Annotated in this window: 12 protein-coding genes and 2 pseudogenes; 5 read left to right on the forward strand and 9 right to left on the reverse strand. The window is 70.6% G+C overall.

What is annotated here, in order from left to right; all coding sequences use genetic code 11:
• Positions 1-11 precede the first annotated feature (11 nt).
• The 5 genes and pseudogenes from AC5P09_RS27500 to AC5P09_RS27520 all read right to left on the reverse strand — a co-directional run bounded on the left by AC5P09_RS27500 (position 12) and on the right by AC5P09_RS27520 (position 6,102).
• Positions 12-2,621 carry an ATP-binding protein gene (locus tag AC5P09_RS27500; RefSeq protein ID WP_493876447.1) on the reverse strand — a complete coding sequence of 870 codons (2,610 nt, stop codon included), beginning with the start codon at positions 2,619-2,621 and terminating at the stop codon, positions 12-14.
• A 255-nt stretch (positions 2,622-2,876) separates the two neighbouring features.
• On the reverse strand, positions 2,877-3,200 hold the full coding sequence (locus AC5P09_RS27505; protein ID WP_266433745.1) for an STAS domain-containing protein: 324 nt from the start codon (positions 3,198-3,200) through the stop codon (positions 2,877-2,879).
• Positions 3,201-3,351: 151 nt separating this feature from the next.
• A complete protein-coding gene (locus AC5P09_RS27510; RefSeq protein WP_493876448.1) occupies positions 3,352-4,200 on the reverse strand; it encodes a 3-hydroxyacyl-CoA dehydrogenase family protein in 849 nt (282 codons plus the stop codon).
• 144 nt (positions 4,201-4,344) lie between these two features.
• Positions 4,345-4,770, reverse strand: a pseudogene (locus tag AC5P09_RS27515) (TetR/AcrR family transcriptional regulator); the annotation flags it as partial.
• Between the two features lie 42 nt (positions 4,771-4,812).
• Positions 4,813-6,102 (reverse strand): RNA-guided endonuclease InsQ/TnpB family protein, encoded by a 1,290-nt coding sequence (locus tag AC5P09_RS27520; RefSeq protein ID WP_493876449.1) that lies wholly within the window; start codon positions 6,100-6,102, stop codon positions 4,813-4,815.
• A 253-nt stretch (positions 6,103-6,355) separates the two neighbouring features.
• Between AC5P09_RS27520 and AC5P09_RS27525 the strand changes: the two are divergent.
• Positions 6,356-6,490: pseudogene (locus tag AC5P09_RS27525) on the forward strand (ABC transporter permease); the annotation flags it as partial.
• A 13-nt stretch (positions 6,491-6,503) separates the two neighbouring features.
• On the forward strand, positions 6,504-7,076 hold the full coding sequence (locus AC5P09_RS27530; protein WP_493876450.1) for a cob(I)yrinic acid a,c-diamide adenosyltransferase: 573 nt from the start codon (positions 6,504-6,506) through the stop codon (positions 7,074-7,076).
• A gap of 112 nt (positions 7,077-7,188) precedes the next feature.
• Here the strand turns inward: AC5P09_RS27530 and AC5P09_RS27535 are convergent, their stop codons facing one another.
• Both AC5P09_RS27535 and AC5P09_RS27540 read right to left on the reverse strand, forming a co-directional pair.
• Positions 7,189-7,380: a DUF5708 family protein gene (locus AC5P09_RS27535; protein ID WP_493876451.1), complete on the reverse strand. Its 192-nt coding sequence runs from the start codon at positions 7,378-7,380 to the stop codon at positions 7,189-7,191.
• Complete coding sequence (locus AC5P09_RS27540) at positions 7,377-7,964, reverse strand: hypothetical protein (protein WP_493876452.1); 588 nt, start codon at positions 7,962-7,964, stop codon at positions 7,377-7,379. Before AC5P09_RS27540 ends, AC5P09_RS27535 begins: the two co-directional genes overlap by 4 nt.
• A gap of 152 nt (positions 7,965-8,116) precedes the next feature.
• Here AC5P09_RS27540 and AC5P09_RS27545 point away from each other — a divergent pair, with 152 nt between their 5' ends.
• From AC5P09_RS27545 to AC5P09_RS27555, 3 genes are all read left to right on the forward strand, one after another.
• The gene (locus AC5P09_RS27545; RefSeq protein WP_493876453.1) at positions 8,117-9,292 is read left to right on the forward strand and encodes a sensor histidine kinase; all 1,176 of its coding nucleotides are present in this window, start codon (positions 8,117-8,119) and stop codon (positions 9,290-9,292) included.
• The gene (locus AC5P09_RS27550) at positions 9,289-9,939 is read left to right on the forward strand and encodes a response regulator (RefSeq protein WP_493876454.1); all 651 of its coding nucleotides are present in this window, start codon (positions 9,289-9,291) and stop codon (positions 9,937-9,939) included. The genes AC5P09_RS27545 and AC5P09_RS27550 overlap by 4 nt, the downstream gene beginning before the upstream one ends.
• Positions 9,940-10,055: 116 nt before the next feature.
• Entirely contained in the window at positions 10,056-11,879 is a 1,824-nt protein-coding gene (locus AC5P09_RS27555; RefSeq protein WP_493876455.1) for a glycosyl hydrolase family 18 protein, read from the forward strand.
• Positions 11,880-11,884: 5 nt separating this feature from the next.
• Here the strand turns inward: AC5P09_RS27555 and AC5P09_RS27560 are convergent, their stop codons facing one another.
• Together AC5P09_RS27560 and AC5P09_RS27565 are read right to left on the reverse strand one after the other, a co-directional pair.
• The gene (locus tag AC5P09_RS27560) at positions 11,885-12,331 is read right to left on the reverse strand and encodes a DUF2550 domain-containing protein (RefSeq protein ID WP_266433768.1); all 447 of its coding nucleotides are present in this window, start codon (positions 12,329-12,331) and stop codon (positions 11,885-11,887) included.
• A gap of 142 nt (positions 12,332-12,473) precedes the next feature.
• On the reverse strand, positions 12,474-12,848 hold the full coding sequence (locus tag AC5P09_RS27565) for a F0F1 ATP synthase subunit epsilon (protein WP_266433771.1): 375 nt from the start codon (positions 12,846-12,848) through the stop codon (positions 12,474-12,476).
• Positions 12,849-12,850: the final 2 nt, after the last annotated feature.

Genomic DNA, 12,850 nt, shown 5'->3' on the forward strand with positions numbered 1-12,850 from the left:
CTGTACGGGCGTCAGATCACCGACCCCGAACTGCTCGGCGTGCCCGCCTCGCTGGACTGCGGGGCGCCGGCGGAGCTGCTGGACTCCACCGGTGAGGATGCCGGGCCGCTGGCCGAGTCGGAGGTCGACGGGGCGGTCGTGGGGTCCGTCGGCGTCGGCGTCGGGGACGTCGAAGTCGTAGGCGTCGGTGACGTTGAAGTCGTAGGCGTCGGTGTCGGCGATGTCGGTGTCGACGTCGGCGGCTTGGACGAGGACGGCGGCGGAGTCGTCGGCTTGGACGGCGTCGACGATCCGCTGCTCGATCCCTGCGTCCCGCTCGGCCGGTCGGACGGCTCGGCCGCTTCCGTGGGCGTCGGGTCGTCGGAGGTGCCGTACGTGCCGTCGGGGCCCGGGTCCGTCGGCCGGCTGGTCGCCGCGCCGGTGTCGCCGGAGCCGTCGTCGTTCTTCGGCACGTCCGCGCCCAGGCTGCCGTCGTTCAGGCCCTGGCTGGCCGACGGGTTGACGCCGACCTGGTCGGACGGGTTGTTGGCGTCGTTCTCGGAGGTCGCGCCGAGCGTCACCACCGTGCCGAGCACGGCCACGAGGAGCGCGCCCGCCCCGGCCGCCACGAGGTTGCGCTTGGCGAGGCCCTTGAGGCCGCCCCGGGCCTTGTGCGACGACGGGGACGACCCGGCGGCCCCGTTGGACCGGGGCGCGGAGGACGACGGGGACGACGCCTGGTAGGTGACCAGTGTGGAGCTGTCCGCGGGCCGCTGAAGCTGCGGAAACGCCGTCGGGACGCCGCCGGGAGGCGACTGCGACTCCTCGTACCGGGCGTCCGGCACCTCCTCCCCCGCCATCGCGGCGAGGCCGGGCACGGTGCCCGAGCGGTCGGCGACCAGGGCGAGGGCGCGGCGTCCGGCGACGGCGCCGCGCTTGTCGGCGAGGGCACCGCGCAGGCCGATGGACGACTCCAGTTCGGCACGCGCCCGGTCGAGCTGTCCCCCGCAGAGCGCGAGGATGCCCAACTCGTGATGGAAATAGGCCTGTTCCGACACGTCCCCGGCGAGCCGGGAGGCCTCCGCCCCGGAACGCAGCGCCCGCTCCCAGGCACTCCAGTGCCCGCCCGCGGCGAACGCCGGTGCCGCCGTGCGGGCCAGCAGCACGGTGACGCTCTCCTCGTCCTCGGCGGGCGGGGTCGTCCCCGGCACGAGCAGTCCGAGGGCGGCGAGCACGGCGTCCGCCTCGGCGCACACCCGCTCCGGGGTGACCGAGGGGTGTCCGGCCCACCAGGCGTAGTGCCGGGCGGCCGTGCGAGCCTGGGCCTCGATGTCGTCGCCGTATCCGGCGGCCTCCAGCTGGGTCTGGACGCCGGCGGCGAGGCGGTAGCGGGAGCCAACCGGGGAGACCAGTCCGCAGGAGGCCAGTTCACCGAGGGCGGCGTCCGCGTGGGTGTCGCCGACGAGGGCGGGCAGGTGCGCCTGGTGCGGCACCTCGCCGCCGAGCGCTACGGCGAACCGCAGGGTGGCGCGCGCCGAGTCGCTGAGCCTGGCGGCGAGCAGCGGGGCGGGCGCGGCGGCCTCGCCGAGCGCGGGCAGGGGTACGTGCTCGCGCTCGTCCGGGTCGGTGGACGAGTCCGAGGACGTGTCGAAGGGCGCGTCGAACGGTGCGTCGAAGGGCGCGTCGACCGGTGTGGCGTCCGCGAAGACGCCGAACTCGTCGACGGCACCGGCTCCGGCCCGCTGCCGCTCGCGCTGCCGCAGCAGCGCCCCGGCCTGCACGAACCGCAGGGGAAGGCCCTCGGATTCAAACCAGAGGTCTCCGGCCCAGTTGGCCTCCTCCTCCGTGAGGACGCGCCCGATGGCACGCTCCAGGAGCTCCACACCGTCGGCGCGCTCCAGGCCGCCGAGGAAGACCTCTTCGAGCGCGGAGTCGGCGGACGGGGCGGGCACGTCGGGCGTGGCCGCGACCAGGAAGGCGCACTCGGGCGTGGCGTCCAGCAGCTCGTCCAGGGCGGCGCCGCCGAACTCGACGTCGTCGAGGACGACGACCGCGCCGATCTCACGGACGTAGGAGAGCAGGTCGTCCCGGTCCGGGCGGTGCAGGGGCGCGTTGTGGACGGCGTAGAAGAGGTCGTAGAGCAGATCGCTCGACGTGCGGTGGAAGCCGCTGAGGCGGACGACGCCATCGGGGGCGAGGTCCGCGCAGTCCTCGGCGACCACGTCGAGGAGGCTGGTGCGGCCGGAGCCGGCCGGGCCGGTGAGGCGTACGGAGCGGCCGCGGGCGAGCAGCCGTACCAGCCGCTCGCGCTCCTCCTGGCGGGCCAGGAGCGGCAGCTCGGGCTGGGCCGGCCCGGGCGGGACCGGCGGCCCGGCCGCGCGGGCGACCTCGGCGCGTTCGGCCGGACCGAGCTTCTCGGGACGGCCGGGGCGCTCGCCCGGCGGGCAGGCCTCCATCTCGCTGCCGTCGACGGGGTTGACGGTGAGCAGGTAGTCGCCCACGACGAGCTGCACGGTGCGGGCGAGTGCGGGCGTGTGCTGTGCGAAATCGGATGCGAGGGGATCCCTCGGCGGACGTCGGCCGGCCGCATGGGCGTCACCGTCGTGGCCGTACTCCTCGGGCTCCCGGCTGTTCGGGTCCATAGGTTTCAAGCCCCCCAAAAGCGTCGTGTGCCAGATCCGGCCCCTCCCGGCCTGTTGCACACCGCGCTGTCGCTTCTGGTCCGGGCCCGCTAGAGGGAAATCAGCAGCGGGCGACCGAACCCTAAACCTTCGCACAGTATCTACGACAGCCCGGGGTCCCGCGCCGTCCGAGACGTCACAGTCTCGTGAGGATTGCGCGCGTCGTGTGGTTCGCAGCCGGAACGTCCGGCCGCCTGGCCCCGTCAGTACCGGGCGTCACACCCGGGGCAGTGCCTCCACACCGATGCCGCCCTCGATGGCGAGGATCCGGTGCAGTCTGGTGGCGACCAGCAGGCGCTGCATCTGCAGCGGTACGCCGCGCAGCACGAGCCGTCGCCCGCAGCGGCCGGCGCGCCGGTGTGCCCCCATGATCACCCCGAGGCCGGTGGCGTCCCAGGAGTCCAGCTCGGACAGGTCCAGCACGAGATCGCCGACTCCGTCGTCGACGGCCGTGTGCAGGACCGTACGGGCGTCCGCCGCGCTGCGGACGTCGAGGCGGCCCCCGACGACCAGCTCGGCGTGGTCGCCCCTGATGTACATATGCGCTCCCCGTGCGTCGTCTTGTGCTCCGCGGAAGTGAAAGGCCGGTGATGCAACCTCTGACTGCGTTGGGCGGTCAGAGGTTGCCGTCTGTAAGCGAACCGATACCGAATTCACCCATGGGTGTGATGCCCCAGGGGCGTGTGCGGTTTCAGTGCTTGTAGAAGCCCTGCCCGCTCTTGCGCCCGATGTCACCGGCGTCAACCATCCGGCGCATCAGCTCCGGCGGGGCGAACTTCTCGTCCTGGGATTCGGTGTAGATGTTGCTGGTGGCGTGCAGGAGGATGTCGACGCCGGTGAGGTCCGCCGTGGCGAGCGGTCCCATGGCGTGGCCGAAGCCCAGCTTGCAGGCGAGGTCGATGTCCTCGGCGGTGGCCACGCCCGACTCGTACAGCTTGGCGGCCTCGACGACGAGCGCCGAGATGAGACGGGTCGTCACGAACCCGGCCACGTCCCGGTTGACGACGATGCACGTCTTGCCGACGGACTCGGCGAACTCCCGCGCGGTCGCGAGGGTCTCGTCGCTCGTCTTGTAGCCGCGCACCAGCTCGCAGAGCTGCATCATCGGGACCGGCGAGAAGAAGTGCGTACCGACGACCCGCTCCGGGCGCTCCGTCACGGCCGCGATCTTGGTGATCGGGATGGCGGAGGTGTTGGAGGCGAGGACGGCGTCGTCGCGGACGATCTTGTCGAGGGCACGGAAGATCTCGTGCTTGACTTCGAGCTTCTCGAAGACGGCCTCGACGACGATGTCGGCGTCGGCGACGGCGTCCAGGTCGGTGGTCGCGGTGATCCGGGCGAGGGCGGCGTCGGCGTCGTGCGCCTCGAGCCTGCCCTTGCTCACGAACTTGTCGTACGAAGCCTTGATGCCGTCGGTGCCGCGTTTGAGCGCCTCGTCGGTGACATCGCGCAGGACGACGTCCCAGCCCGCCTGCGCGGAGACCTGGGCGATCCCGGAACCCATCAGGCCGGCGCCGATGACGGCAAGCTTCCGTGCCACTGTGCGACTCCCCTTTGACTGCACACAAGCGCTCACACGCTGTTCAAATTGCCTCTCCGGCGGACCCTAGCGAAGGTGAGGGGCTGTGTGACCGGTAAGTAATGCGCGTCACGTCTCATCTGACGGACATCACACCGGCCCGGCTCAGCGCTCGCCCCGGACGGCGTAGTTGAGCACCTTCTCGCTCAACAGCTCCTCCATGTGGTCGAGAAGCACGAGCACCTCTCGTGACACTTCGTCCGGATTGCGCCCGGCGACCATCTCGCGGCCGACGGAGACGAAGACGGTCTGGTGGATCCAGCAGATCTGACCGGCGATCAGGTCGGCAGCGAGTCGCAGTCAGCCGCACCGGTCTCCTCGCGCAGCGTTCCCTGCAGGTTGAGCAGAGCATCCTGGCCGACCGCCCTAATCCGGGAGCGCAGCGGGCGAGTCGCGGACAACCCGCGGCCGTCGGCTCGCCCCCTGCCCTGCCAGCGCGAGAGCCGGTCGATCACGCCGTTGGAGCGGTCGAGGCAAAATCCCCTCTGCCGGGGAGTAGACGTTCACGGTGTTGACCAGGACGGTCACGGCGAAGCCGCCTTGCCGTTCCGCTATCTGTTGACATCCTCCCCCTCAAGAGAGGGGGATTCCAACCCGGATGAGTTGAGGTTCACGGGTGCTCGCACGGCTGGTGACCGTCTTCACCCCTCCGGCACCGGCTGTGTGCCGGGGACGGGGAATCCCGCCCTGTCCTGCCGCGACGTTGTGTGCTGCGTTCTCATCGGCATTGCACGTGAACCCGCAAGACACGCAGACGAACTCGGCTTGGTTCTTGCGCGAGTCCTTCTCGATCCATCCGCAGGCACTGCACCGCAGTGAGGTGTACGGCGCGGGTACGTCCTCGACCCGCCCGGGAGCCTTCTCGCCGGTGCGCTGGCGAAGCAGGCCCCAGCCCTGGGCGAGGATCGCCCGGTTCAGTCCGGCTTTCTGCCTGACCCGCCGACCCGGCTGCTCGACCGTTCCCCTGGCGGAGGCCGTCATGGCGGTGATGTTCAGCTTCTCGAACCGGATCAGACCGTAGGAGCGGGCCAGTATCGTCGAGGTCTTCTCGCACCAGTCCTTGCGCCGGTCGGCCTCACGGGCCTTGAGCCTGGCAACCTTGGCGTACTCGGTCCTCTTCCGGTCGCTGTCCTTGGGGGCGCGGGCCGCGCGCCGCTGGTACTTGCGGACCTGCGCCCGCTCTCGAACGGTGAGCTGCGGGCAGTTCAGCCTCCGCCCGTCCGACAGAGCGGCCGTGATCTTCACACCACGGTCGATGCCAATGACCTCGTCGGTCCCAGGCGCCTCGATCGGATCGGGAAGAACGGCGAATGCGATGTGCCACTGGTTGTTGCGGAAGGTGACACGGAAGGTCTTCGCCTGCGGCAGCTCGGCGCGGGTAAACCGGAAGCGGACCCAGCCGCAGCCCGGAACCTTCACCTGCGCCCAGCGCCGGTTCAGCTTCTGTACCACCACTGACCGGCCCATGACCTGCCTGCCGGTCTTCGTGTTCAGCCTCGGCGACCCGTCGGCCTGGAGCTCCGGGATGCGGTCGGTGCCAATCACGCGGAAGCCCTCGTGGACACGCTTCTTCCGCCAGGTCGGCTCTCCGAATCCGGAGGCGAAACGCGCGGTCTTCGCCCTGGAGAAATCCTTCAGCGCCTGCTGCTGCACATCCGCGTTCCCGGCCGCCAGCCACGCGTTCTCCCTGCGTGCCTCGGTGAGCTGGCGGCACTGCTCGGCGAACCCCGGGGCGGGTTGCCGGCCAGGCATCCAGTGCGCGTGCTGCTCGACGGCCAGGTTCCACACGTACCGTGCGTGCGCACAGTGCTGGAGCATGATGTCCGCCTGCTCACACGTCGGATAGATACGGAAACGCGACATGCCGCCAACCTAGGCTCCAGGACTCGCTCCCCTCTTCGAATCTGGTCAGGCTCACCCGAACGAGCGACCGATTCCCGACCCAACCCCACCGACCGGCGCTCGCACGACTCCGCGTTTCCGCCCTGGTCGTGCCGACCCTCGGCCCGTTCTTTCCGGCATACCGAGTCGCCCGGAAGGGGATCCGGCTCACCCTGCCCTGCTACCTGGGGCGGGGCATTCACCCCGGCCTTGATGAGCCATGCCAGAAAGCCACGTAGACGCCATGCGGGAGGCCTACGAAGGCTCGTACACCTCGACGGCCATGCTGTACGGCGTCCTGGTGGCCGCCGGCCTCGTCGCGCTGTCCGTGACGGTGGGCACACGGGTCTTCCGGACGTCGGGCGCGTAACTACTCTGACCTCATGGTCAAGCTGACGCGCATCTACACCAGGACCGGCGACAAGGGCACCACCGCCCTCGGCGACATGAGCAGGGTCGCCAAGACCGACCCGCGGATCTCCGCGTACGCGGACGCCAACGAGGCGAACGCGGTGCTCGGCACGGCGATCGCGCTGGGCAACCTGGACGAGGAGATCGTCAAGGTCCTCACCCGCGTCCAGAACGACCTGTTCGACGTGGGTGCGGACCTGTCGACGCCGGTGGTCGAGAACCCCGAGTTCCCGCCCCTGCGGGTCGAGCAGTTCTACATCGACAAACTGGAGGCGGACTGCGACCGCTTCAACGAGCAGCTCGAGAAGCTCCGCTCCTTCATCCTCCCCGGCGGCACCCCGGGCGCGGCCCTCCTCCACCAGGCCTGCACGGTCGTACGGCGGGCCGAACGGTCGACCTGGGCGGCGATGGAGGTACACGGCGAGGTGATGAACCCCCTCACCGCGACCTACCTCAACCGGCTGTCCGACCTGCTGTTCATCCTGGCGCGGACGGCGAACAAGGACGTGGGTGACGTCCTGTGGGTGCCGGGCGGCGAACGCTGAGGCAACCCGCCCGGCCGGGGGTCCGGGGGTTGCCCCCCGGAACATGCAGCATCCTGGCGCGGACGGCGAACAAGGACGTGGGAGACGTCCTGTGGATGCCCGGCGGTGAACGCTAGCGCGAGCGGCGGCGTGCCGTCCGGTACAGCCCCATGGCGACGAGCACGCCCCCGACGCACATCATCACCACGCCGACCTTCGTCAGGGTGACGACCGGGACCTCCACTCCCCCGGTGAACAGCCACAGCACCAGGCCGGCCGCGAAGGTGCCGGCGCCTTCCAGCAGGTTCTTCGTCGCCTGGCTCATCGGTGGGCACTCTCCTTCGGGGAGGTGAACCGCCGCTCGTCCTCGGTCCCGGCCGGCGCCTTCTTCGGCCAGATCAGGTAGGCCAGCGCGACCAGGCCGTGAATGCCGGCGGCCCTGAGCGCGGCCCCCTGGAAGGATCGCAGGGACGAGACGTCGCCGGAGTCGCCGACGTACCAGACCGCCCCCTGGAGCAGGGCGCACGCCACCGCCGCGGCCAGGAGCGTACGCAGCCACAGGCGGCCCTCGTGCCGGGCCCGCGGCATGCCGTACCGCGGGGGGCCCACGGGCTTCGGCGCGCCGCCCAGGCGGTGCGCGGCGTGGCCGTCGAGCCAGCGGATCGTGTAGTGGCCGTAGGCGACGGTGAAACCGATGTAGAGCGCGGCCAGGCCGTGCTCCCAGCTCGGTTCGGCGCCGTTCTTGAGGTCGATCGCCGTGACGACGAACAGGACCAGCTCCAGGACCGGCTCGCACAGCAGCAGCACCACGCTCGTCCGGCGCCGCTTCAGCAGGTAGCGGACGGCCAGGCCGAGCGCCAGCAGCACCCAGAAGCCGACCTCGCAGGCGATGATCAACGCGACGATCACGGTTCGCTCCTCTCGGTCGCCCTTCCAGGCTCCCGGCGCGATCCGGCGGAATCGTCGTCGGCGGTGACGAAGTCGCGGTACATCGAAAGATGCAGTTCGGGACCCTTCCCGGGAATCAGGCGTCGGGCAGGTGGGCCGTGTTGGATGGAGTCATGGCCCTGCGACTGCCCCGCCCGCACCGCTTCGACGTGTGTGTCGCCGTCACCGGACTGCTGTGCGGTGTGCTGGTCTGGGCGCTCGGCCTGTACTCCAATCCCGGGCGGGCCCTCCCCGGAGCGTGGGTGCTGGCGCCGCTCGCTGTCATGTCGGTCCTGGAGCTGATGCGCCGGACCAGGCCCCAGCTGGCGGTGTCCATCGGGACCGTCATGCTGATCGCCGACCAGTTCACCCGCGGCAACCTCGTCACGGTCACGATGTACACGGACCTGATGTACGCGGCCGCCCTCTACGGCAGCCCGTCGGCCGCGCGCCGCCTGCCCGTCACCACCGGCCTGGTCACCGTGGCCGTGACCATCGGGTTCGTGGCCTGGTGGCGGGTGCCGGAGGCGCTGCTGATCGGGTTCGTGACCGGCGTGGTGTCGTTCGCCCCGGCCGCCACCGGCGCACTCGTCCGCTCCCACCGCGACGCCGCCGAGACGGCCCGGCTGCGGGCCGAACAGACCGCGCTGCTCGCCGAGATGGACCGCTCCCAGGCGGTCGTCGCCGAGCGCTCCCGGATGGCCCGCGAACTGCACGACATGGTCGCGGGCCATCTCTCCGCGATCGCCATCCACTCCACGGCCGCGCTCTCCCTGGACGACCCCGCGACCTCCCGGGACGCGCTCGGCGTCATCCGCGAGAACAGCGTCGAGGGACTGGCCGAGATGCGGCGGCTCATCGGCATCCTGCGCGACAGCAGCGGCGACCTGGAACCGGCCGCGGCCCCGACGCTCGACGGCCTCGGCTCCCTCGTCGACGGCGCCCGCGCCAACGGCCTCGACGTCACCCTCGACACCACGTACGGCCCGCTGCCCACGCCGGTCGAGCTCGCCGCGTACCGCATCGTCCAGGAGTCCCTCACCAACGCCCTCAAGCACGCCTGCCCCGGTCGCGTCACCGTCGCGCTGGCCCAACAGGACGGCTCGCTCACCGTCGCGATCACCAGCCCGTACGGCGACCGGGACGGGCCGCGCGCACCGGGCTCGGGCGCCGGGCTGGTCGGCATGCGGGAGCGGACGGAGCTGCTGGGCGGCACGTTCGAGGCCGGTCCCGAGGGCCCGTTGTGGACCGTACGCGCCACGCTGCCCGTCACCGAAGTCACCGAAGTCACCGAAGGAGACTCCGTATGAGCCGACCCGTCCGGGTCCTCGTCGCCGAGGACCAGTCCGCCGTCCGCGCCGGACTCGTCCTCATCCTGCGCAGCGCCCCCGACCTCGAGGTGGTCGGCGAGGCCGCGGACGGCGAGCAGGCGGTGGCACTGGCCCGCGAACTACGGCCCGACCTGGTCCTGATGGACATTCAGATGCCGCGCCTGGACGGGGTGTCAGCGACCCGGCAGGTCGTCGCGGAGGGCCTCACCGACGTGCTCGTGCTGACCACCTTCGACCTGGACGAGTACGTCTTCGGCGCACTGCGGGCGGGAGCCGCCGGGTTCCTCCTGAAGAACACGGAGGCGAAGGACCTCATCGAAGCCGTCCGCACGGTGGCCCGCGGCGAGGGCCTCATCGCCCCGGCCGTCACCCGGCGCCTGATCGCCGAGTTCGCGGCGAAGCCGGTACGGGCGCCGGGAGCCGACCCGGCGGTCCTCGACACCCTCACCCGCCGCGAACGCGAAGTGCTGTCCTGCCTCGGCGAGGGCCTGTCCAACGCGGACATCGCGAGCCGCCTCGACATGGCCGAGGCCACGGTGAAGACGCACGTCAGCCGACTGCTGGGCAAGCTGGAGCTGCGCAGCCGGGTCCAAGCCGCCGTACTGGCGCAGGAGTTGGGGATCTGACCCAGTAACACGACTAGTGGTCCAGACCTATTGACCGATGGTCCAGACCTTTCTATTCTCGCGGCACCGTGGGCGTGAAGGCTCAGTCGCGCCCCCAACCCCCGAGGAGGCGCAGCATGCGCTTCAGACACAGAGCCGCGGCAGCGTTCGCGACACTGATGCTCCCCTTCGCCGGCCTGGTCGGCCTCGCGAGCCCCGCCCAGGCCGCGACGTCCGCCACCGCCACCTACACCAAGGCCTCCGACTGGGGCACCGGATTCGAGGGCAAGTGGACGGTGAAGAACACCGGCACCACGTCCCTCAGCTCCTGGACCGTCGAGTGGGACTTCCCCTCCGGTACGTCCGTCACCTCCGCCTGGGACGCTGACGTCACCTCGTCCGGCACCCACTGGACCGCCAAGAACAAGTCCTGGAACGGCACCCTCGCCCCCGGCGCCTCCGTCTCCTTCGGCTTCAACGGCACCGGCTCCGGCTCCCCCGCGGGCTGCAAGCTCAACGGCGGCAGCTGTGACGGCACCACCGTCCCCGGCGACGCACCGCCCTCCGCCCCCGGCACCCCCACCGCCTCCGGCATCACCAACACCTCGGTGAAACTCACCTGGAGCGCGGCCACCGACGACAAGGGCGTCAAGAACTACGACGTCCTGCGCGACGGTGCGAAGATCGCCACCGTGACGACGACCTCGTACACGAACACCGGCCTGACCGCCGGCACCGCCTACTCCTACTCCGTCCAGGCCCGCGACACCGCCGACCAGACGGGCCCGGTCAGCGGCGCGGTCGCCGTGCGCACCACCGGCGGCACCACCGACCCGCCGCCCACCGGCAACAAGGTCAAGCTCGGCTACTTCACCGAGTGGGGTGTCTACGGCCGCAACTACCACGTCAAGAACCTGGTGACCTCGGGCTCGGCCGCGAAGATCACGCACATCAACTACGCGTTCGGCAACGTCAAGGACGGCAAGTGCGTCGTCGACGACACCTACGCCGCCTACGACAAGGCGTACACCGCCGACCAGTCCGTCAGCGGCACCGCCGACACCTGGGACCAGCCGCTGCGCGGCAACTTCAACCAGCTCCGCCAGTTCAAGGCCAAGTACCCGCACATCAAGGTGCTGTACTCGTTCGGCGGCTGGACCTACTCCGGCGGCTTCGCGCAGGCCGCGGCCAACCCCGCCGCCTTCGCCGCCTCCTGCAAGGCCGTCGTCGAGGACCCGCGCTGGGCCGACGTGTTCGACGGCATCGACATCGACTGGGAGTACCCCAACGCCTGCGGCCTGACCTGTGACACGTCAGGGCCCGCGGCCTTCAAGAACCTGATGCAGGGCCTGCGTTCGTCGTTCGGCTCGAACTACCTGGTCACCGCCGCCATCACTGCCGACGGCTCGGCCGGCGGCAAGATCGACGCGGCCGACTACGGAGGCGCCGCCCAGTACCTGGACTGGTACAACGTGATGACGTACGACTACTTCGGCGCCTTCGACGCGGACGGCCCCACCGCCCCGCACTCGCCGCTCACCTCGTACTCCGGCATCCCGACCGCGGGCTTCAACTCCGCCGACGCGATCGCCAAGCTGAAGGCGAAGGGCGTCCCGTCCGCCAAGCTCCTGCTCGGCATCGGCTTCTACGGCCGCGGCTGGACCGGCGTCACCCAGTCCGCCCCCGGCGGCACGGCGACCGGCGCGGCCCCCGGCACCTACGAGGCGGGCATCGAGGACTACAAGGTCCTCAAGACGTCCTGCCCCGCCACCGGCACCATCGCGGGCACGGCGTACGCGCACTGCGGCAGCAACTGGTGGTCCTACGACACTCCCACGACGATCGCCGGAAAGATGACCTGGGCCAAGAACCAGGGCCTTGGCGGCGCGTTCTTCTGGGAGTTCAGCGGTGACACCGCGGGCGGCGAGCTGGTGAGCGCCATCAACAACGGCCTGCAGTAGAGCCGTCAGGCCACATTGACGCGCTGACCGGGCGGGGCTGCCTCCAGCCACGCGAGGAAACCGGTCAGCGCGTCTTCGCTCATGGCGAGTTCGAGACGCGTGCCCCGGTGCAGACAGGTGAGGATGATCGCGTCGGAGAGCAGCGCCAGCTCCTCCTCGCCCTCGGGGAGGCGACGGCCGGCCACCTCGATCGAGGAACGCTCCAGGACGCGGCGCGGGCGGTAGGCGTAGGAGAAGACGCGGTACCACTCGACACGGTCACTGTTGTAGCGGGCGACGCCGTAGCTCCAGCCCTTGCCGCTGGTGTCCGTTTTCTCGGGGACGTCCCAGCGCAGGGAACAGTCGAACGTGCCGCCTGAGCGCTGGATGAGTCTGCGGCGCAGCCCGAAGACGAACAGCCCCAGGACCACCAGGGCCACGACGATTCCGCACACAGTCAGAGCGAGGACCATCGACACCGACCTCCTCGTCTCCTAAGTACCCGAAATAGGTAACGGAACGGAAAAAACATCCATATCTGCCTCAGCCGCGGTCGGCTCCGGATTGCTCCGGTGCCGGCCGCGGCTGAGTGACGTCATCGCATCCGCGCTGGGTTCAGCGCGCCGCCGCCGCACGCAGTCGTACGTCCGCACGACGCTCGGCGTGGGCGTCGCCCTCCGCCTTCGCGCGCTCGAGCTCGCGCTCCGCGCGCTGGACGTCGATCTCGTCCGAGAGCTCGGCGATCTCGGCCAGCAGCGACAGCTTGTTGTCGGCGAACGAGATGAAACCGCCGTGCACCGCGGCGACGACCGTTCCACCGTCACTCGTACGGATGGTCACCGGGCCCGACTCCAGCACACCGAGCAGCGGCTGGTGACCGGGCATGACGCCGATGTCGCCGGACGTGGTGCGCGCGACGACCAGGGTGGCCTCGCCGGACCAGACCTCTCGGTCGGCCGCGACCAGCGCGACGTGCAGCTCAGCAGCCAAGG

The sequence above is a fragment of the Streptomyces sp. a15 genome (assembly GCF_059026085.1).